Consider the following 19,969-nt stretch of genomic DNA (forward strand, 5'->3'; position numbering starts at 1 on the left):
GGATAACCGAGAGTCGCCCGACTAAGGTCGGTCCTCTCCGGCTTCCGTTCCCGACACCCTATAAAGGAAAGCGCGCCGTGTTCGAATTAGTCTTCAAGCCGTGATCTCCGATCTGCCCAAATTGCTGCTCGTGCACGCCCATCCGGACGACGAGAGCATCACCACCGGTGGCACCATCGCGCGTTACGCCGCCGAAGGCGCCGAAGTGACCGTCGTCACGTGCACGCTCGGTGAGGAAGGCGAGATCATCCCGCCCTCCCTCGACGGTCTCGGTTCGTGGGCTTCGGACCAGCTCGGCGGCTATCGCGCGGGCGAGCTGGCATCGGCCTGCGCGGCGCTGGGCGTCACGCGGCACCGGTATCTCGGCGGCATCGGGCGCTGGCGTGACTCGGGCATGGCCGGGACGCCGTCCGCGGCCCATCCGCGGGCGTTCTCCGGCGGCGACCTCGGCGAACAGGCGGCTCAGCTCGCCGAGATCCTCGACGAGGTCCGGCCCCAGGTCGTCGTCACCTATGACGCCTTCGGGGGTTACGGGCACCCCGACCACATCCGCGCGCACGAGGTCACGATGGCCGCGGCGCCGAAGGCCGCGTCGGTCGAGCGGGTCTTCCACACGGTTTCCTCCCGCGACGCCGTCGCGGCGGGCCTCGCCGCGCTGCGCGGACGCTCTCCGTTCCGGGTCCCCGAAGACGGCGAGCTGCCGGTGACGCCGGACGAGACCATCACGACCGTCGTCGACGTCGGGGCGCACATCCCGGCGAAGGCGGCCGCGCTGCGGGCGCACGAGACCCAGGTCAGCGTGCCCGCTCCGCCGCATCTCGCGGATCACTTCGCGCTGAGCAACGACATCGCGCAGCCGATCACCCCGCACGAGTACTTCGTGCTCGCGCACGGACCGGCCGAAGGTGCCGCGGCCGATCTGTTCGGGGGCCTCGCGAGGTGAACCCGCCGCTCACCTCGCGGCAGCGTCTGCTGCTGGCCTTGCTGACCTTCGACGCGTTCCTGCTCGGCTTGCTCGAACTGTTCTTCCTGCCGCTCCGGCTCGACGGGATCGTGCTGCCGAAGCTCGGTGACGCGCCCATGCCGGTGACCGTGGTGCTCGCGGTGATCACCACCCCGCTGCTGGTGCGGACGACCGCGAAAGTGGTGCGGCCCTCCTTTTCGGTGATTCCGCTGCTCGTCTGGGTACTAGTCGTACTCGTGATGGGCGTGACCGGCCCCGGTGGTGATCTGGTGCTGATACAGGACTGGCGGGCCTTGCTGCTGATCGGCGGCGGGGCGCTGCCGGGGGCCTTGGCGCTGGGTGGCGGTCTCGGCAGGGCGGCGAAGGGAGCTAGCGATGGGTGAAGCGATTTCGGACCGTCAGGTCGTGGCGGTGCTGCGACCGTTCGTCCGCGCGTGCGGGCCGATGGTCGACGCGCTGCGTGACGCGGATCCGTTCGGCCTCCAGGCCAGGGGACGCCGTCACGAGGATCTCGACGGCGTCGAGCCCAAACTGAAGGACAAACTGCTCGACGGGATCACGTCGGTCAAGGTGCCCGGCACCGCGGCCTGGGCGGAGATGTCGAACTACCAGCGGACCCATTGGTGGGTGAACCGGGTCGGCCGGGTCACCGCGCTGATCACCGCGATCCCCGGTCTCGGCGGCGCGCTCGCCGACCGGTTGCCCGTGCAGGACGCGCTCGGCTCGGCGTCGCAGGGGGTGCTGTTGTGCGCGATCGCGGGGGAGTACGGCGTGACCGACGTCGGCGCACGGGTCCGGCTGATCGCTTGGGTGCTCTTCGAACGCGACATCGACCCGGTGATCGCGGCGGGCAAACACGCCGAACACGACAAGGCTGCCGAAGACGACGAAGCGGCGAAGCTCACCGAAGAGATCGACGACGCCAAGAAGAAGCACGGCAAGGTCACCTTCAAGGCGGCCGCCGGCACGCTGTGGCGCCTCGGCCGGGGCCTGCTCGGCATCGTCGACGAACTGGAAAAGCGGCCTCGCGGCCGTCTTTTCCACCGTGCGCTCGGGAAGCTGCCGGTCGTCGGTATGGCGGGCGACTACCTCGGCGAGCGGTCCGGCCTCAAACGCGTCTGGAAGCGGGCGCACGAATGGTTCACCGAGCACCCCGAGGGCGAGCTCACTTCCAGAACATGAACGCGTCCTGGCCGTACATGGCGGCCAGCTTGAATCCGCCGACGGCGTCGAAGATCGCGAAGGACCCTTGCCACAGCAAGCGGCTCGCACCGTCCACGAGGAACAGCACGGCGAAGAGCACGATCGGTGCCCAAGGCCGGGCCTTCGCGCCGAACTCCCGCGCGCCGGGCGACAGGTACGGCTCGATCGCGCCCCAGCCGTCGAGGCCGGGGATCGGCAGGATGTTCAGGATGAACGTGACGATCTGAAGCAGCGCCAGGAACGAAAGCCCGATCACGAGACCGGACGCCATCGGAACCAGCGCGACGACGAGGGTCAGCAGGACACCGACGGCGAGGTTGCTCAGCGGCCCGGCGAGCGAAACCCACGACTGGACCCCGCGTGACCGAAGGCGTCCGTGTTCGATCCAGACCGCGCCACCCGGCAGCGGGATGCCGCCGATGATGAGGAATACCAACGGCAGGATGATGGACAGTGCGGGATCCGTGTACTTCCGGACGTCCATGGACAGATAACCCTTGTGGGCGACGCTGTGGTCGCCGCCGCGGAACGCGACGACCGCGTGGCCGAATTCGTGGAGCGTCAGCGACGCCACCCAGCCGCCGGCGACGAGCAGGACCACGCCGGCGATGATCAGCGGGTCGTACTGCTGGCTGGAAATCGTGGTCGCATCACCGAAAGCCGCCAGCACACCGCCCAGGACGGTGACCGCGAGGATGCCGAGGAAGATCGGGCTTGGCCGCACTGCTGATCTCTGCACCCCTCCAGTCTTCCGTATGCCCGATGTGAAGTTCTCGGCGTGTCCCCTTGCGCGATGAGGCGCGGGTATCCCCCGAACTCGCTACTCCGCTTGACCTGACCGCACTACACGGGTGTAATCACAGTGATGTCATTCGTCGCTGGAAGGGGGCGGCGGATGGTGTTTCAACACCGCCAGCCTGGGGAGTGCGTGGACAGCGAGGAGGCGGACGTGCGGTTGGAAGCAGATGGAAGGGAATGGGGGCAAGTCGTGGGTTGGGGTGAGGTCCCGGAGCAGCAACTGGGCGATCTCACCGAGCTTTTCGACGATGCCTCCGCGGAAGAGCAGGACTGGCAGGAACGGGCCCTCTGCGCGCAGACGGACCCGGAGGCGTTCTTCCCCGAGAAGGGCGGCTCCACCCGTGAAGCCAAGCGGATCTGCCTCGGTTGCGAGGTCAAGGACGAGTGCCTCGAATACGCCCTCGCGCATGACGAGCGGTTCGGTATTTGGGGCGGGCTCTCCGAACGTGAGCGTAGGAAACTGAAAAAGCGAGCTGTGTGACGGCGATCTCCGGTGGCCTGTGCGCGCCGGAGATCGCTTACGCCCGCTTCCACATCGTGGGGCCACCAACGGGTGACAGGGTCGCGTCGTAGGGTGGCGGCACTCGACTTCGCCGCCACATCTGGAGTGCCCGTTGTCCCGCACTGCCGCGTCACCTGTGTTGCGCACGGTCCCCGTACTGGCCATTGTGGTCTGTCACAACGGTGAGAACTGGTTGCCACTGGCACTTTCCGCGCTGCGGCGCAGCGGAGTCCGGCCGCGGCACATCCTCGCGGTCGACACCGGCTCCACCGACGGGACGGCGAAGATCCTCGCCGACGCGGCGTCCGTCGGCGAAGCGCCGGTCTTGGACGGAATTCTCACACTTTCCCGTGAGGTCGGCTTCGGTGCCGCCGTCGGCGAGGCCGTCGAGCACGCCGTCGAACGCTGGGGTGATCCCGGTGGCTGGCTCTGGCTCCTGCACGACGACTGCGCGCCGGAACCCGACTGTCTCGAAAACCTGTTGGCAGCGGCCGAAAACGAGCCCGAGGCGACGGTGCTCGGCCCGCTCGCGGTCGACTGGAGCGACCCGAGGCTCATCGTCGAAGCCGGGTTGTCGACCGACGCCATCGGCCACCGGCAGCAGGTCTCACCGGACGAGAACGACACCGCCGTGCTCGCCGTGCCGAGCGCGGGATCGCTGGTGCGACGAGAAGTCTGGCACGACCTCGGCGGCTACGACCCCCGCTTTTCCTTGCTGCGCGAGGATCTCGACTTCGGCTGGCGCGCCAACGCCGCGGGCGGCCGGGTGCTTTCGGTACCGGCGGCCCGGCTCCGGCACGCTCGCGCGCTCAGCACCGGACAGCGCGAACCGGACGCCCTCGGGCTTCCCCTCGCGACGGCGAACCGCGCGCACGGGCTGCGGGTGTTCCTCGTCAACTGCTCCCCACTGTCCTTTTGGTTCGGCCTTTTTCGAATCCCGGTGTTCGCGGTGCTGCGGGCGCTCGCGTTCCTGGTGCTGCGGCGCACCGGGGAGGCGGGCGCGGAACTCGCGGCCGCCTGGTACCTGCTGCGCGGCCGCGGCGGGCTGCGCGTGGCCCGCGCCGAACGCCGGAAGACCGGCAGGCCGGGCCCTGTCCGCGGACTCTTCACCGGCCGGGCGACGCGGGTGCGCAACGCGGTGCGCGCCGGTGTCGTCGGTCTGGTCCGCCGTGGCGTCGAACGGGATTTCGCCCTCGGGACGGTGCCGGAGAGCGTCGACCAGGAAGGGGCCTGGATCCCGCCGGAGGCGGTGAAGGCCGGACAGGAGCGTCCGGTCGGTCCCGGCGCGCTGCCGGCGGGGGCGATGCGCGGTGTCGGCTCGCGGGGGACAGGTCTGAGGCGGCCCAGCGGGGTCGTCGCGGTCGCGGTTCCCGAGAAACCCGCGGCGGCTGGGCCGAAACCGTCACCGGTGCCGCGGGACGGCGGGCGGCGGCCGGAACCCGAGCTCGTGTTCGTCGAGGTGGACCGGAAACGCGTACTGGGCGCGACCGTGTTCGCCCCGCCGGTGCTCATGCTCGTGGTGCTGACGGCACTCGCGTTCGTGATCAACGGTTCGCGGCTCGGGCTGGACCTGTTCGGCGGGAAGCTGCTGCCGGTCGGCGGGCTCGGCGAGATCTGGTCGTCGTATCTCGCGCCGTGGCACGCGATCGCGGGCGGGACGGCGAGCCCCGCGCCCGCGACGTTGCCGGTGCTGGGCACGCTCGGCGCGATCTTCACCCCGATCGGCGGGCCCGCGGCACTGGTCGCGATCCTGCTGATCGGTGACATCCCGCTCGCCGCTCTGAGCGCGTACGCCGCCACGCGGCACCTTCGCGTGCGTCGCTGGGTCCGGGCCGTGGTCGCGGCGGCGTATGGCGTGCTCCCCGCGGCCACTGCTTCGGTCGCGCAGGGACGTGTCGACGTCGTCGTCGTGCACCTGCTGCTGCCCCTGGTGATCGCGGGCATCGCCGGGCTGCTGGTCCGCGCGGACTCGCGCTGGCTGCACGTTTCCGCGCTGAGCGCGATCGGCCTGGCGCTGATCGGCGCCTTCTCACCGCTGGCGCACGCGCTGGCGCTGGTCGGGCTGCTGATCGGCTTCGTGGTCCTGCCGTCGCCGACCGGGCTGGCGCGGCGGATCGCGTCGGTCGGCATCGTGGTGTTCCTGCCGCTGGCGTTGCTGCTGCCGTGGCCGAGTGTGCTGCTGCGGCATCCGGAACTGCTGTTGCACGGGCTCGGCGGCGGCGCCACGGCCGCGTCCGGGGCCGACCTCGCCGGACTGGGCCCCGGCGGGCCCGGCGCGTGGCCGATCGGGGTGGCGCTGGTCGCGGCCGCGATCGTCGCGCTGGTGGTCCGGCCGTCGAAGGGCGCGGCCGGCGGTGTCGCGGTCGTCGTGCTGGGTGTACTCGGGCTCGTGGCGGTGCGGTTCGTGGCGGTGACGCCGATGTCGGGCGGCGCGCACGCGACCGGGTACGCCGGGGTGCCGCTGCTGGTGATCAGCGCGGGGTTGCTGTGGACGGTGCTGGCGACCTGGCAGCGAGGCGGGTCCGGGGTCGACCCCGCGCCGTGGCTGGCGAAGGTCACGGCCGTGGCCGGGGTGCTCGTGCTGCTGGCGTTGGCGACCGGTGCGGTGGTCGCCGGACGGGAAGGGCCGTTGCGGGCGGGTGAGCGTCCTTCACTGGCTCCGGAGATTTCCGCGGAGCTGGCTTCGAGTGGCCGCTCGGTGCTGGTGCTCGGTTCTGTTCAGGATGGTGCCCGGCAGACCGGTGGGCGGTTGCCGAGTTTCGGCGACGACGAGTTCGCGCCGACGCCGGGCAGTGCCGATCGGCTCGCCTCGTGGCGCCGGGACCTTCTGCAAGGCTCGCCGGACGCCGTCAAACAGGCCTTCGCGGCGGCTTTGGCCTCGGGAGTCTCGTATGTCGTCCTGCCGAGCGGCGCCGACGGTGGTGCTTTCGCCGAACTCGCGCGGGACCTGGTCGCTCCGGCGGCACCGACTTCGGACGGGCGTCCGGTGCTGCGTTTGCTGCCCGCCGGCGGACAGGTGGCGTTGATCTCGCCGGAACTGGCGCAGGCTGCCGTGACCGGGAAGGGCGCGCCCGGCGCGTCGCCCGGGGTGGCGCCGGTGCAGGCCGGGCTGCCGGACGTGCGGGTGCGCGTCTCGGAAGGGCCGACCGGGCGGCTGCTCGTGCTGGCCGCGGAGTTCGAGGCGGGCTGGCAGGCGAGTGTGGACGGCAAAGCCGTGCCGATCGTGCGGGCTTGGGGTCACCAGGTCGCGGTCTCGGTGCCGCCCACGCCTTCGGAGGTCGTGGTCGAGCACCAGGGGACCACGCGGAACCTGCTGCTGCTGGCGCAGGTGGCGGCGGTGCTGTTCACGCTGCTGACCGCTGTGCCTACGCGGAGGCGTTCTTGAGCTTCTCTCGGCTGTCCTGAAGGCCCCCTTTGAGACGTTGAGCGTCTCAAAGGGGATTGCGGCGGTCGGCTGGGCTTCGGCTCGTGTCCCGAATGTGGCATTGGGGACACTCAACGTCCCCAATGCCACATTGGGGACATCCAGCCTTCGACTGGGAGGCCTCGGGGTTGCCAATGTCGCATTAGGGTCGCTCAGCGTCTCAAATGCGACATTGGGAACCTTGCCGAAGACCCCGCGGTCCCGGGTTGTCCACAGCCCCTTCCCCTTGTGGACAACTCGGGGTCCGGGGCGCGTTTCCGCAGGTCCTGGCGCTGCTCCGCGATACACTGGGCTGGGGACGCCCCCCGGGGAAGGGCGGGGGCCGGGGTGCGGAGGTGAGGGTTATTCGCCTTCGATGACGTCGGGTTCGACGCCGAGGTAGCCCGCGACCTGTTCGACGAGGACGTCGTGCACGAGTTCCGCGAGTTCGCCGGGGTCCTTCGCGCGCGCTTCGAGGGGGCGCCGGTAGAGGACGATGCGGGCCCGCGTCGGAAGGCCGGCGCGGTCGACGCCGGCGGGCACGAGCCGCGAGAGCGGGACGGCGCCGTCGTGCAACACGCCGTCGACTCCGGTCGGTGCGCCATCCGAGCGAACTTCGGGGACGTCGTCGACGGCGACGTCGAGCTTCGTCAGCTCGTGCCGCCACCGCGCTTCGATCGGTTCGAGCGCGTCCAAAACCAGCGCGTCGAACCTTTCCGCCCTGCTAGCGGCGGCGGGAAGGGTCGACGGATACAGCGCTCCGCGCAGGCCCCGGCCGTGCCGGTCCCGTCGCATCCGCCGTCGCTGTCGGGAATCACGAGCCGTCGCCACGAACCGAAGGGTACGCGCTCGGCGATTCAAAGCGCGTGTCGCCGGTACGCCCGGCTCCCGACGCGCTATCGTTCTCGATCGTGCGGAGCGTACGAAAGTGTTCGCGAACGGGTTGTCTCGAACCCGCTGTCGCCACGCTCACGTATGCCTACAGCGATTCGACGGCCGTCGTGGGCCCCTTGGCCACGGCGAGCGAGCCGCACTCCTATGACCTCTGCGAGGCGCACGCCCTCCGGCTGACCGTGCCCAAGGGCTGGGAAGTCGTCCGGCACGAAGGGGCCTTCGCCGCCCCGGACCCGTCCGCCGACGAGCTGACCGCGCTGGCCGAGGCCGTGCGCGAGGCGGGCCGGTCCGACAAGCCCGCGCCCGAGCCCGAACCCGAGGGACCCTCGGGCAGGCGCGGCCACCTGCGCGTCCTGCCCGGCCGCGCCTGACGCGAAGGCTCGCCGGTAGGCTTTCGAGCGCGCCAGAGGGCGTTGTAACGAGACTATTGGCGGGGAGCAGGCGTGCCAGACCTTTCGGGCATCGTGAAGGCCTACGACATTCGCGGCGTGGTCGGTGAGCAGCTGGACGCGGCACTCGTCCGCGACCTCGGATCGGCGTTCGCCCTGTTGATCAAGCCGGAGTCCGACTCCGTGGTGATCGGCCACGACATGCGCGACTCCTCGCCCGAGCTGTCCGCCGCGTTCGCCGACGGCGTGACCTCGCAGGGCCTCGACGTCGTGTCGATCGGCCTCGCCAGCACCGACCAGCTGTACTTCGCGTCCGGGTCGCTCAACCTGCCGGGCGCCATGTTCACCGCCAGCCACAACCCGGCGAAGTACAACGGCATCAAGCTGTGCCGCTCGGGCGCCGCCCCCGTCGGCCAGGACTCCGGTCTCGCGGAGATCCGCGACACCGTCGAGCAGGGTGTGCCCGCCTTCGCGGGCCAGCGCGGCTCGGTGACCGAGAAGGACGTCCTCGCGGACTACGCGGCGTACCTGCGCAAGCTCGTCGACCTGTCGGGCAGCCGTCCGCTGAAGGTCGTCGTCGACGCCGGCAACGGCATGGGCGGCTACACCGTTCCGACGGTTTTCGCGGGCCTGCCCATCGAGGTCGTCCCGATGTACTTCGAGCTCGACGGCAACTTCCCGAACCACGAGGCCAACCCGCTCGACCCGAAGAACATCGTCGACCTCCAGGCGAAGGTGCGCGAGGAAGGCGCCGACGCGGGCCTCGCCTTCGACGGCGACGCGGACCGCTGCTTCGTCGTCGACGAGCGCGGCGAGCCGGTCTCGCCGAGCGCCATCACCGCCCTGGTCGCGATCCGGGAGCTGGAGAAGGAGCCGGGCGGCACCATCATCCACAACCTGATCACGTCGAAGGGTGTCCCGGAGATCGTCGCCGAACACGGCGGCAAGCCGGTGCGCACCCGGGTCGGCCACTCGTTCATCAAGGCCGAAATGGCCAAGACCGGCGCGATCTTCGGCGGAGAGCACTCCGCCCACTACTACTTCCGCGACTTCTGGCGTGCCGACACCGGCATGCTGGCCGCGCTGCACGTGCTCGCCGCCCTCGGCGAGCAGTCGGGCCCGCTGTCCGAGCTGACGGCGGAGTACTCGCGCTACTCGGCCTCCGGCGAGATCAACTCCACCGTCGACGACCAGGTCGCGCGCATGATGGCGGTCAAGGACGCGTTCGGCGCCCGCGACGGCGTCGAAATCGACGAACTGGACGGGCTCACCGTGCAGCTCCCGGGCGGCGGCTGGTTCAACCTGCGTCCGTCCAACACCGAGCCGCTGCTCCGCCTGAACGTCGAGGCCGCCGACGCCGAGGCCGTCCGGGCGCTGACCGAAGACGTATTGGCGATCGTCCGTGGGTAACGAATGTGTCGTGAAAACACACATAGAGACGTCCCACAGGTAGGAGTAACCATGGCCGTCACGTTCGACGCACAGTTGCTGGAGATCCTGGCCTGCCCGTCCCCTGATCACGCGCCGCTGCGGCCGGGGACGCCGGCCGACCCGGAAGCCGACGCACTGACCTGCACGGAATGCGGTCGCGTGTATCCGGTCCGTGATGGAATCCCGGTATTGTTGCTGGACGAAGCCACCGAGCCGACGACCCCGGATGGCGCTCATGCCGACGGTCCCTGACGATTCCCTGCTCGACGATCCCGCGAGGCTGGCCGAGGCCGACACCGCGGGGCTTCTCCGTGCCGCCGCGATGGCGGGCGCCCAGGTCCGGGCGACCGCCGAAGCCGCGGCCGAACTCGAGCTGAGCGATCGCCTGGACGTCGGGCGCCCGCGCTCGCTCGTGCTGATCGACCGGCCGGGGGTCAGCCGGACGCTGACCCGGCTGGTCGCCGCGCTCCTGACCCCGTCGTGCCCGGTGCCGGTGGTCGTCGCCGAGGTGGTGCCGAGCTGGATCGGCGCGCTCGACGTGGTCTTCGCGCACACCGACGACGCAGGCGACCGCGAACTGGCCGCCTCCCTGGAACGCGCCGCCCGGTTCGGGGCGAGAGTCGTGTTGTCCGCTCCCGACGAAGGCCCGGTCGCCGCCTCCGTCGCGGGCAAGGGGCTGCTGCTCGCGCCGCGGCTCCCGGTCCCGCCGGAGATGGCGTTCCCGCGCGGGCTCGCCGCCGCGCTGCTCACCGCGAACGCGCTCGGCCTGCTGGTGGCCGACCTGGAGCAGCTCGCGGACCACCTCGACGCGGAGGCCGAGAAGGACTACCTGGCCAGGGATTCGTTCGCGAACCCGGCCAAGGCGATGGCGCTGAAGCTGGCCGAGCGCCAGCCGCTGCTGTGGGGGCTGGACCCGGTCGCGGTCGCCGTCGGCGAGCACGCGGCCCACGCGTTCGCCGCGCACGCCGCCCTCGTCTGCGACGTGGAGGACTATCGCCAGGCGCTGGCCAGGCCCGCTTTGCGGCGGGCGGCGTTGTCCGGGGGCGTGGATCGCGATATCTTCGCGGACCCGGAGGAGGGGGCCGGCGCGACGCCGAAAGTGTTGCTCCTCTCTGTCCGCACGGGGCCGGCCGCCGACGCGGCCCGCTATCAGGCGGAAGATCTGCTGCCCGGCGGCGACGTGATCGCCCCGGCCGAAGAGATCGAAACGGACGAGATCGTGCGTGCGGCCGTTCTCGCGCTCCGGTTCGAACTGGCCGCGGTCTATCTGGGGCTGGCCGTCGGCAGCATCGGCGGCGCCGGGAGGTACACGCCCGCAACGGCGTGAGTCCCGAGCGCGACGTAAGCAATGAGGGCCGGCACCACCCGTGCCCGGCGAGGAGTTGAGGTGACAGTGGAGCTGCTGCGCAATGCCGTGCGGCCCTACGCGTGGGGGTCGAGAACGACGATCCCCGAGCTGCTGGGGCGCCCGGTGCCGGCGCCGCATCCGGAGGCGGAACTGTGGATGGGTGCCCACCCTGGCGACCCGTCCCACGTCATCGGCCCGGACGGTACCGAGCGGAGCCTGCTGGAGCTCGTCGAAGCCGATCCGGTCGGCCAGCTCGGCACGACCTGCGCCGGCCGCTGGGGCGGCAGGCTGCCGTTCCTGCTGAAGATCCTCGCCGCCGAAGAGCCGCTTTCGATGCAGGCGCACCCGTCGGCCGAGCAGGCGGCGGAGGGCTACGCGCGCGAGGAGTCGGCGGGGATCCCCCGTGACGCTTCGAACCGCAACTACCCGGATCCGACGGCGAAGCCGGAACTCGTCTGCGCGCTGACGGAGTTCCACGCGCTGGCCGGCTTCCGCGACCCGGAACGCACGATCTCGCTGCTGAAGGCGATCGAGACGCCCGGGCTGGCGAAGTACGCGGTGCTGCTGGAAGCCCAGCCGGATCCGGCCGGGCTGCGCGCGCTGTTCACCACCTGGATCACCCTGCCGCAGGCGGCACTCGACGAACTGCTGCCCGAGGTCCTCGATTCGTGTGTGAAGCACGTTCAGGAACGCGGCGAATTCGACCTCGAATGCCGCACCATCCTGGAACTCGGCGAGTCGCATCCCCGAGACGCGGGCGTGCTCGCGGCGCTGCTGCTCAACCGGCTCACCCTCAGCGCGGGCGAGGCGATCTACCTGCCCGCCGGGAACCTGCACCTGTACCTGCACGGCACCGCCGTCGAGATCCTGGCGAACTCGGACAACATCCTGCGCTGCGGGCTGACCCCGAAGCACGTCGATGTACCCGAGCTGCTGCGCGTCGTCGACTTCGCGTGCGGCGAGATGCCGGTGCAGAGCGGAGAACGCGAGGAGCGCATGTCGGTGTACCGCACCGACGCGCCCGAGTTCGAGCTGTCGCGGATCGAATGGGAGGCCGGGGACGGCGGCGAGGTCGCCGTCCACGACGTCGGCCCGCAGATCCTGCTGTGCACGGCCGGTGCCCTGCTGGTGACGGCCGACGACGGCGAGCAGGTGGAACTCCGCCGCGGCCAGTCGGTGTGGCTCCCGGCCGCCGATCCGGCGGTTCGGGTGCGCCCGCTGTCCGGAGAGCGCACCCAGGTGTTCCGCGCCACCGCCGGCACCTGCTGACCCGTCCAACCGCGCGATTCGGCACCTGGTTGCGGTACTTGCACGCGCAAGTACCGCAACCAGGTGCCGAATCGCGTGTGCGCTGGGCCGAAGTGTGTGCGTTCCGTGTGGCGGGTTCCGCAACTATCACCCGAAGGGGTGACCCGGCGCTTGGCGTCGGCTCGTCCCGGATGTCGATAGCCAAGGAGCAGCAGTAGTGACTTCCCATCCCGACACGGCGAGCGGACGCGCTTTCCGGGTGCCGGTCTCCGCGCGCCCCGGTGCCCTGCTCGCCGTGCTCGGAGCCGCCGTGGTGACCGTGCTCGTGCCGGTCGTCGACCTGGTGCTCCCGCTGCCGAGCGGCCAGGACCTGGTCGGCTCCGCGCAGGCGCTGGCGGGGCTGGCCGGCGAAACGATCGAGTCCGTCAAGGCCGTGGGCTCCGGCCTGCACGGACTCGCCGCCGAGGCGGAGAGCAGGTTGAGCCTTCCGCTGGTCGTGCTCGTCTCGCTCGGCGCGCAGGTGCTGCTCACGGCCGCGCTGGTGGTGACGGGCACCCAGCCCGTCCGCGTGATGCTGACCGTCGCCGGGCTGATCAACGTGTTCGCGGTCGCGCGGCTCGGGCCCGTTACGCCGCCGGTGTGGGACGCCGCGGCCAACGGCGTGCTGGTGATCGTGCTGGCCTGGTTCTCCGCCGGACGGCGAGAACCACGGCTCGCCGCGGTGTGATCCGGACTGATGATGACTTCCGGGTGGTGCCCGTCTGAGGGGTCGGGCACCATCCGGTCAGGCCGGGGCGGGTTCGGTGAGCGACAACAGCAACCGGACGAGGGTCGAAGCGTTGGCGTCGTGGGGGACTTCCAATCGCTTCGCCTCTTCGCCCGCCGCCTCGGCCGCCTTCGTTTCCCCGGCGGCCTCGTACGCCCTGCGCAACACGTGCAGGGTGAGGGCCGTCGCGGGTTTCCCGCCCATGGCGCGGAATTCGTCAAGGCATTGGCGCAGCACGGGAATCGCGCGATCGGCGTGCCCGTCGCCGATCCAGCTCGCGGCGATCGCGCGCGTGCAGGAAAGCTCTCGTGGTCGTTCTTCGAGCGCGCCGGCCAGCCGTCGCGCGTGCTCGTAGGCCTTCACCGCGCCGTCTCGCCGTCCGGCGCCCGCGAGGATGGCGCCCTGGGTGCGCAACGACTTCGCGAGCGCCGATTTCGCCGTCGTCCGGCGCAGCACCCGGACCGATTCCTCGATCGTCTCCAAGGCCTCATCCAGGCGGCCGTCGAGCATCAGCGACCACGAAAGTCCTTGCAGGGCAACACCGAGCTGCCGTTCGTCACCGCGTTCGCGCGCGTGTGCGAGGCTGCGCCTGTCGATCTCCAGCGCCTCGGCGATCTTGCCGAGGCGGTGCAACGCCGCGGACTCCGCCTGCCGCGCGTACGCGCCACTTTCATCCACAGTGGACAGTTCGCGGGCCTGGGTGGCGGCGTGCAGGGATTCGCCCGCCCTGCCGAGCCCGACGAGGCAACGCGCCAGGTTCGTCTCGACCCACGCCTGCGCGGAAATGTCGCCCAGCTCCGCCAATTCCTTCGAACACTCGCGGTAGCCCTCGGCGGCGAGCTCGTACTCGCCGCGAACGTGCAGCAGTACCGTCAGGTTCGCCTCGGCGATGACCACGATATGCCGGTCGCCCGCCTCGCGGGCGGCGTCGCGCAAGGTCTCGTACGCCGTCCGCATGTCGGTGTGGTGACTGTGCAGGTACAGGTACGCGCTCAGCCTTTCCAGTATCCGCAAAGCCTTCCGCCGCCAGCCGACGGCGCACAGCGACGAGACGGCGGTGACCAGGTTGGCCCGTTCCACGGAGAACCAGGTGCCGGGGTCGCGCAGCAGCCGCTCGACCAGTTCGCCGGCCAACGGCTGCGCGGGCACGTCGTGATCCGACAACGGCATCGGCACCGTCCTCGGCAGGCGGCGGGCCGCCGTGTCGGCCAGGCACAGCGCCGCGTCCGACACCTTCGCGACCGTCGCCACCCGCTCGGCGTGGGTCTCCAGCGCCCGGCCGAGTTCCGTGGCGAACACGCGCACGAGATCGTGGACACGGAACCGCTGCTCGCCCGTCGGATCGAGACCGGTGGCTTCGAGCAGGCTGGCTTCGACGAGTTCGTCGATGGCCTCGTCGGCGCCGTCGTCATCGATCAGCGTCGACACCGCCCAAGCGGGCAGGTCGAGGGTGCGACAGCGGCCGATCAGCCGGAAAGCGCGCCGCGCCGCCGGGCTCAGCGCCTGGTAGCTCAACGCGATACTGCCGCGGACCTGGAGATCGCTGACCTGGAGTTCGTCGAGGCGCGAGACCTCGTCCTCCAGTTTCCCGGCGAGCTTCCCGAGCGGCAAGCCGGGCCGCATCGCGAGCCTGCTGCCGGCGATCCGCAACGCCAGCGGGAGATTGCCGCAGGCCTTGGCGATCCGTTCCGCGTCCGCGCGTTCGGCGCCGACCCGGCCCGGCCCGGCCAGCCGCGCCAGCAGGGCCATCGCCTCGGCGCCGGTCAGCGGTGCGAGAGGGAGGCGGTCCGCTCCCGCGAGCCCGGAAAGCCGCTGCCTGCTGGTGATCAGCACCGCGCTGCCCGGCGTTCCCGGCAGCAGCGCGCGAACCTGCTCGGGGCTCGCGGCGTCGTCGAGCACCACGAGGACCCGCCGGTCGGCGAGGCGGCCGCGATAGACCGCCGCCCTGGCCTCGACGTCGTCCGGGATGGCCGGACCGGTGACCCCGAGCGCGCGCAACAGGTCGCCGAGGACGTCGGCGAGTTCGCGCGGGGCAGAGGCGCCTGCCAGCGGGACGAACAGCTGGCCGTCCGGAAAGGAACGGCGGAGCCTGTGCGCGGTGGTGACCGCGAGCGTGGACTTGCCCGCCCCCGGTTCGCCGGTGATCACCGCGACCGGGACACCCTTGCTTTCGCCGAGCAGCGCGGAGAGCTTCGCGATCTCGCTCTCGCGGCCGGCGAGATCCGCGATGTCCGGCGGCAGCTGGCAGATCGGGAAGACCGGCGCGGTCTTGGCCGAGGGCACCGGATCCTCGCCGCGCAGCACGGCGGCGTGCACCCGGCGGACCTCCGCGCCGGGCTCCACCCCTAGCTCCTCGACGAGGGTGGCGCGCAGGTCGCGGTGGACGGCCAGGGAATCGGCCTGCCGTCCGGCGCGGTGCAGCGCGATCATCAGCTGCGCGGCGAGCCGCTCGCGCAGCGGATGTTCGGTGATCATCGCCTGCAGTTCACCGGCGAGCTCGCCGTGCCTGCCGTCGGACAGTTCGGCGTCGACACAGTCTTCGAAGGCGGCGAGCCGCTCCGACTCGAGCCGGGCGATGTCCGCGTCGAGCCGGGGGACGTGCAGTCCGGAAAGGACCGGCCCGCGCCATTCCGCCAGCGCCCGGCGGTAGTGCGCCGAAACACGAGCCGCCGGATCGCCCGCCCGCGCCGCCGCCTTCCCCGCCGCGGCGGCTTCACGGAAGGACAGCAGATCGAGATCGGCCGGCGCGACGACCAGCCGGTAACCGTGCGGATCACGCACGATCTCCAGCCCCTCGAACCGGGCCCGCAGGCGGGAGACGTACGTGTGCAGATTCGAGGAGTACGACTTCGGCGGGGTGTCCGGCCAGAGGGTCTCGACCAGGGCGTCGACCGGGACGGACGTGTTCGCGTTCAGCAGCAGGACGGCCAGCAGGGCGCGCTGGTGATCGCCGCGCGGCGTGGTGCGCCGCCCGGGCGGGCTCTCGATCGTCAGCGGTCCGAGCACGCCGAATCGCGGCACGGGCACCTCCCCAGTCCATGAGAGGGGCGAGACTAGCGAGGAGGCCCGACAATTCTGTGACCTGTCCCGCCCGCCGTGTACGGGTTCATCTGCACTGCTAGCCTTCGAACCCGGCATATCGGGACACCATTGGGGAGTTGCACGTGTCTGCAGGTGGCGGAACCAAGGCGATCATCGCCGCGCTCGTGGCGAACGCCGGAATCGCGGCCGCGAAATTCACCGGCTACCTCATCACGGGGTCGTCTTCGATGCTCGCCGAGTCCGTGCACTCGCTCGCGGACACCTCGAACCAGGGCCTCCTGCTGCTCGGGCAGAAGACCTCACAGCGCAAGGCGACCCGTACCCACCCGTTCGGCTTCGGGCGGGACCGGTACTTCTACTCGTTCATCGTCGCGCTGATGCTCTTCACTCTCGGCTCGGTCTTCGCGCTGTGGGAGGGCGTTCACAAGATCAGCGAGCCGGAGGCCCTGAAGACGCCGCTGGTGGCGGTCGGCATCCTCGTGGTCGCGATCGGGCTGGAGTGCTACTCCTTCTACACCGCGATCCAGGAGTCGAAGAAGATCAAGGGCGACGCGGGCTGGTGGGCCTTCATCCGCCAGGCCAAGACGCCGGAACTGCCGGTGGTCCTGCTGGAGGACGCCGGCGCGCTGCTCGGTCTGATCTTCGCGCTCGCGGGAGTCGGGCTTTCGGTGATCACGGGCGATCCGGTGTGGGACGGCATCGGCACGCTCACCATCGGTGTGCTGCTCGGCGTCATCGCGATCATCCTGATCATCGAGATGAAGAGCCTGCTGATCGGCGAAGGCGCCTCCGAGTCCGATCTCGACGTGATCGTCGACGAGCTCGCCGCGGGCAAGGTCGAGCGGGTCATCCACATCCGGACGCTGTACATCGGCCCGGACGAGATGCTGGTGGCCGCGAAGCTCGCGCTGGTGCCGGGGCTGGAGACCGCGGACATCGCGCAGGCCATCGACGACGCCGAAGCGCGTGTGCGGGCGAAGGTGCCGACGGCGAAGCTGATCTACCTGGAGCCGGACCTGGACCGCGCGCTGGCCTGAGCCGGTCTCGTCACGCCGGCGAGGCCGGGCAGCCTTCGGGACGTCGTTATGGACCGGCCGGCAGATGCGGCGCAGACCGGCACAAAACGGACATTCGGTCACCGGGCCTGTCCTATGTGGACGCTTGGGATGCGGCGCCGGAAGGTCTCCTCGCACGTGGCCCGTCCGCGGCACCTTGCCGCACCTTCGCGACATAGGGCACCAGTCGCCGGAAATGTCCCCAGTGGACGGTCGGGAAACGTGCCGGGTGTCCTTGAAGGGGCAGCGCGGCTACCGCCATTCGGAGCAACTCTCCGTGCTCCGGCGATCACCGTCACGACCTCCGGGTACTTCGTTGCTCTCCCACCGCGCTGCCGTCACGACCGGGCGATAGGGTCCCTTGAACCGCAGTCAGGTGTAGGAGGTCAAGGGTGCCCGGAAACGGTCTGTGGCGTACGAAATCCATCGAGCAATCCATCGCGGACACCGACGAGCCGGGGACCAAGCTCAGGCGGAACCTGAGCGCGTGGGACCTGACCGTCTTCGGTGTCGCCGTCGTCATCGGTGCCGGTATCTTCACCCTCACCGCGCGGACGGCCGGTGACTTCGCGGGTCCGTCGGTCTCGCTCGCGTTCGTGTTCGCGGCCATCGCGTGCGCGCTGGCCGCCCTCTGTTACGCGGAATTCGCGTCGACCGTCCCGGTGGCCGGGAGCGCGTACACGTTCTCTTACGCCACGTTCGGTGAATTCATGGCGTGGATCATCGGCTGGGACCTCATCCTGGAGCTCGCGGTCGGCGCGGCCGCGGTGTCGAAGGGCTGGTCCGCCTACCTCGAGACCGTGCTCTCCTACATCTTCGGCAAGGGCACGAAGACGACGTTCGAGCTCGGCCCGATCCCGGTCGACTGGGGCGCCTTGCTCGTGGTGCTGGTGCTCGCGACGCTGCTCGCCGTCGGCACGAAGCTGTCTTCGCGGTTCTCCATGGTGATCACCGGGATCAAGGTCGCGGTGGTGCTGTTCGTGATCGTGCTGGGCATCTTCTACATCAAGGGGTCGAACTACACGCCGTTCATCCCGGACGCCCAGCCCGCCGCGGAGTCGGTGTCGACCGGTGTCGACCAGTCGCTGTTCTCGCTGATCGCCGGTGGCGGCAGCAGCGCGTTCGGCGTCTTCGGCCTGCTGGCCGCCGCGTCGCTGGTGTTCTTCGCGTTCATCGGGTTCGACATCGTCGCGACCACCGCCGAAGAGACCCGCAACCCGCAGAAGGCCGTGCCCCGCGGCATCTTCGGCTCGCTCGCCATCGTCACGGTGCTGTACGTCGCCGTGTCGCTCGTGGTCGTCGGCATGGTGAACTACAAGGAACTCTCCACCACGGCGGGTGACGGCGGCAAGAAGACGCTCGCGTCCGCGTTCGCGGCCAACGGCGTCGACTGGGCGGCCAACATCATCTCCGTCGGTGCGCTCGCCGGTCTGACGACCGTCGTCATGGTGCTGATGCTCGGCCAGATCCGGATCATCTTCGCGATGTCGCGTGACGGCCTGATGCCGCGCGGCCTGGCGAAGACCGGCTCGAACGGGACCCCGAAGCGCGCGACCATCGTCGTCGGCGGGCTGGTCGCGGTCGCCGCGACCTTCTTCCCGGCCGACAAGCTCGAGGAAATGGTCAACGTCGGCACGCTGTTCGCCTTCGTCCTGGTCTCGGCGGGCGTGCTGGTGCTGCGCAAGACCCGGCCCGATCTGCCCCGCGCCTTCCGGGTGCCGTGGGTCCCGGTGATCCCGATCCTGGCGATCGTCGCCTGCCTGTGGCTGATGCTGAACCTGACCGTGCTCACGTGGCTGCGCTTCCTGGCGTGGATGGCGCTGGGCGTCGTCATCTACTTCGCCTACAGCCGTCGCCGATCACTGCTCGGCAAGCAGGACAAGGGCGAGGTGCCGACGTCCGTTTCGGACTGATCATTCTCGTTTCGACGGCCCACCATTCCTTTGTGGATGGTGGGCCGTTTTCGCGCCCGGCCCGTCCGGTCTCGGAGCGATAACACCGGGGGGTCCCGGTGTCACCGTAAAATCCGTGTGCGATACCGTCCGGGACCTTGCCTCCCCCTGATGGGTTAACGCGACTCCTGCAGATGTACGGCGAGTTGACCGCGTTCCCTCGGAGGTGGCGCCTCGCTTCGCTCGTTTGTCCCCCGATCGGTACAGGAGAGCTCCGAATGCAGATCAAGCCCAGACGGCGTGTCCGTTCCGCCGTCACCGTCGTCGCCCTCGCCACCGCCGCCCTGCTGGGCACCGCGGGCACCGCGCTGGCGTGCCACACCGACGACCCCCGCGCCATCCCGACGCCGAAGAACGTCAGCACCTGTGAGAAGGCCAAGCTGCCGGGCACCGAGATCTCGACGAAGGACCTGACCTTCACCGGTGGCACGGAGAAGGACAAGTACCTCAACATCACCGCGGTCGGTGAAGGCGTCACCGTCACCGCGATCGTGGTCAAGGGCGGCGACGGCTACAACATCTACGAGCCCGGCAAGCGCGGCCTCGCCGAGACCCCGCCGTGGGAGAAGCTGCGTTCGCCGCTGAACGGCGGCGGCAAGCAGGCCGACATCAGCCACTGGTTCGCCTGCGGTGAGAAGAAGACCAAGCCGAGCGAGCCGACGAAGCCGAGCGAGCCGACGAAGACCTCGACGGTCAAGCCGCCGACGACCGCGCCGACCACCACGGACAAGCCGTCCCAGACGTCGGAAGCCCCCAGCACCACCGCCCCCGCCCCGAACGTGGGCGGCAACGGCGGTAACGGCGGCGGCCTCGCGGACACCGGTTTCGACAACGCCTGGCTGCTGTGGGCCGGTGGCCTGCTGGTCCTGGCCGGTGCCGGCGTCCTGGTCCTGCTGCGCGTGCGTCGCGGCAAGGCCAACTGAAGCTAGCTGAACGCGCGTGAAGGCCCCCTTCCCTCGGCTCAGCCGAGGGAA

General features: G+C 70.3%; 17 protein-coding genes. 14 read left to right on the forward strand and 3 right to left on the reverse strand.

All coding sequences use genetic code 11. The annotated features are described in order from the left end of the window. Positions 1-100 precede the first annotated feature (100 nt). The 3 genes from mshB to CVV72_RS35605 are packed head-to-tail and all read left to right on the forward strand — an operon-like array spanning position 101 to position 2,146. Positions 101-943, forward strand: coding sequence for an N-acetyl-1-D-myo-inositol-2-amino-2-deoxy-alpha-D-glucopyranoside deacetylase (mshB, locus tag CVV72_RS35595; protein WP_219148517.1), 843 nt, complete (start codon positions 101-103; stop codon positions 941-943). Further along, positions 940-1,347 (forward strand): hypothetical protein, encoded by a 408-nt coding sequence (locus CVV72_RS35600; protein WP_219148519.1) that lies wholly within the window; start codon positions 940-942, stop codon positions 1,345-1,347. The genes mshB and CVV72_RS35600 overlap by 4 nt, the downstream gene beginning before the upstream one ends. Continuing rightward, a complete protein-coding gene (locus CVV72_RS35605) occupies positions 1,340-2,146 on the forward strand; it encodes a hypothetical protein (RefSeq protein ID WP_219148521.1) in 807 nt (268 codons plus the stop codon). Before CVV72_RS35600 ends, CVV72_RS35605 begins: the two co-directional genes overlap by 8 nt. On the opposite strand, the gene CVV72_RS35610 is transcribed toward CVV72_RS35605, so the two are convergent. Further along, positions 2,130-2,891 carry a site-2 protease family protein gene (locus CVV72_RS35610; protein ID WP_219154342.1) on the reverse strand — a complete coding sequence of 254 codons (762 nt, stop codon included), beginning with the start codon at positions 2,889-2,891 and terminating at the stop codon, positions 2,130-2,132. The genes CVV72_RS35605 and CVV72_RS35610 overlap by 17 nt on opposite strands. A 171-nt stretch (positions 2,892-3,062) precedes the next feature. Here CVV72_RS35610 and CVV72_RS35615 point away from each other — a divergent pair, with 171 nt between their 5' ends. Both CVV72_RS35615 and CVV72_RS35620 read left to right on the forward strand, forming a co-directional pair. Continuing rightward, positions 3,063-3,446, forward strand: coding sequence for a WhiB family transcriptional regulator (locus CVV72_RS35615; RefSeq protein WP_007028952.1), 384 nt, complete (start codon positions 3,063-3,065; stop codon positions 3,444-3,446). 133 nt (positions 3,447-3,579) lie between these two features. Beyond that, a complete protein-coding gene (locus CVV72_RS35620; RefSeq protein ID WP_255632368.1) occupies positions 3,580-6,852 on the forward strand; it encodes a glycosyltransferase family 2 protein in 3,273 nt (1,090 codons plus the stop codon). A 381-nt stretch (positions 6,853-7,233) separates the two neighbouring features. Here the strand turns inward: CVV72_RS35620 and CVV72_RS35625 are convergent, their stop codons facing one another. After that, on the reverse strand, positions 7,234-7,665 hold the full coding sequence (locus CVV72_RS35625; RefSeq protein WP_007028954.1) for a metallopeptidase family protein: 432 nt from the start codon (positions 7,663-7,665) through the stop codon (positions 7,234-7,236). A 116-nt stretch (positions 7,666-7,781) separates the two neighbouring features. On the opposite strand from CVV72_RS35625, the gene CVV72_RS35630 reads away from it, so the two are divergent. From CVV72_RS35630 to CVV72_RS35655, 6 genes are all read left to right on the forward strand, one after another. Next, complete coding sequence (locus tag CVV72_RS35630) at positions 7,782-8,135, forward strand: DUF3499 domain-containing protein (protein WP_073848429.1); 354 nt, start codon at positions 7,782-7,784, stop codon at positions 8,133-8,135. A gap of 72 nt (positions 8,136-8,207) precedes the next feature. Next, positions 8,208-9,563, forward strand: coding sequence for a phosphomannomutase/phosphoglucomutase (locus CVV72_RS35635; protein WP_219148522.1), 1,356 nt, complete (start codon positions 8,208-8,210; stop codon positions 9,561-9,563). A 51-nt stretch (positions 9,564-9,614) separates the two neighbouring features. Then, the gene (locus CVV72_RS35640; protein ID WP_034305251.1) at positions 9,615-9,836 is read left to right on the forward strand and encodes a Trm112 family protein; all 222 of its coding nucleotides are present in this window, start codon (positions 9,615-9,617) and stop codon (positions 9,834-9,836) included. Further along, a complete protein-coding gene (locus CVV72_RS35645; protein WP_219148523.1) occupies positions 9,820-10,911 on the forward strand; it encodes a hypothetical protein in 1,092 nt (363 codons plus the stop codon). Before CVV72_RS35640 ends, CVV72_RS35645 begins: the two co-directional genes overlap by 17 nt. A gap of 66 nt (positions 10,912-10,977) precedes the next feature. Further along, positions 10,978-12,201, forward strand: coding sequence for a mannose-6-phosphate isomerase, class I (manA, locus tag CVV72_RS35650; RefSeq protein WP_219154345.1), 1,224 nt, complete (start codon positions 10,978-10,980; stop codon positions 12,199-12,201). A gap of 196 nt (positions 12,202-12,397) precedes the next feature. Beyond that, positions 12,398-12,907 carry a hypothetical protein gene (locus tag CVV72_RS35655; protein WP_219148524.1) on the forward strand — a complete coding sequence of 170 codons (510 nt, stop codon included), beginning with the start codon at positions 12,398-12,400 and terminating at the stop codon, positions 12,905-12,907. Positions 12,908-12,964: 57 nt separating this feature from the next. On the opposite strand, the gene CVV72_RS35660 is transcribed toward CVV72_RS35655, so the two are convergent. Continuing rightward, positions 12,965-15,967 carry a BTAD domain-containing putative transcriptional regulator gene (locus CVV72_RS35660; RefSeq protein WP_219148525.1) on the reverse strand — a complete coding sequence of 1,001 codons (3,003 nt, stop codon included), beginning with the start codon at positions 15,965-15,967 and terminating at the stop codon, positions 12,965-12,967. A 143-nt stretch (positions 15,968-16,110) separates the two neighbouring features. On the opposite strand from CVV72_RS35660, the gene CVV72_RS35665 reads away from it, so the two are divergent. The 3 genes from CVV72_RS35665 (at position 16,111) to CVV72_RS35675 (ending at position 19,918) form a co-directional block, all read left to right on the forward strand. Next, entirely contained in the window at positions 16,111-17,025 is a 915-nt protein-coding gene (locus CVV72_RS35665; protein ID WP_219148526.1) for a cation diffusion facilitator family transporter, read from the forward strand. Between the two features lie 410 nt (positions 17,026-17,435). Next, complete coding sequence (locus CVV72_RS35670; RefSeq protein ID WP_219148527.1) at positions 17,436-18,956, forward strand: amino acid permease; 1,521 nt, start codon at positions 17,436-17,438, stop codon at positions 18,954-18,956. Between the two features lie 257 nt (positions 18,957-19,213). Beyond that, positions 19,214-19,918 carry an LPXTG cell wall anchor domain-containing protein gene (locus tag CVV72_RS35675; protein ID WP_219148528.1) on the forward strand — a complete coding sequence of 235 codons (705 nt, stop codon included), beginning with the start codon at positions 19,214-19,216 and terminating at the stop codon, positions 19,916-19,918. The last annotated feature ends 51 nt before the right edge of the window (positions 19,919-19,969 follow it).

This window comes from Amycolatopsis sp. TNS106 (assembly GCF_019330265.1).
GTDB classification, from domain to species: Bacteria; Actinomycetota; Actinomycetes; order Mycobacteriales; family Pseudonocardiaceae; genus Amycolatopsis; species Amycolatopsis lurida.

What these genes read in the sequence shown, in the direction of transcription:
- CVV72_RS35605 (WP_219148521.1), top strand. Translation starts at nt 1,340, where the DNA reads ATGGGTGAAGCGATTTCGGACCGTCAGGTCGTGGCGGTGCTGCGACCG.
- CVV72_RS35615 (WP_007028952.1), top strand. Translation starts at nt 3,063, where the DNA reads ATGGTGTTTCAACACCGCCAGCCTGGGGAGTGCGTGGACAGCGAGGAG.
- CVV72_RS35640 (WP_034305251.1), top strand. Translation starts at nt 9,615, where the DNA reads ATGGCCGTCACGTTCGACGCACAGTTGCTGGAGATCCTGGCCTGCCCG.
- CVV72_RS35625 (WP_007028954.1), bottom strand. Translation starts at nt 7,665, where the DNA reads ATGCGACGGGACCGGCACGGCCGGGGCCTGCGCGGAGCGCTGTATCCG.
- CVV72_RS35645 (WP_219148523.1), top strand. Translation starts at nt 9,820, where the DNA reads ATGCCGACGGTCCCTGACGATTCCCTGCTCGACGATCCCGCGAGGCTG.
- CVV72_RS35675 (WP_219148528.1), top strand. Translation starts at nt 19,214, where the DNA reads ATGCAGATCAAGCCCAGACGGCGTGTCCGTTCCGCCGTCACCGTCGTC.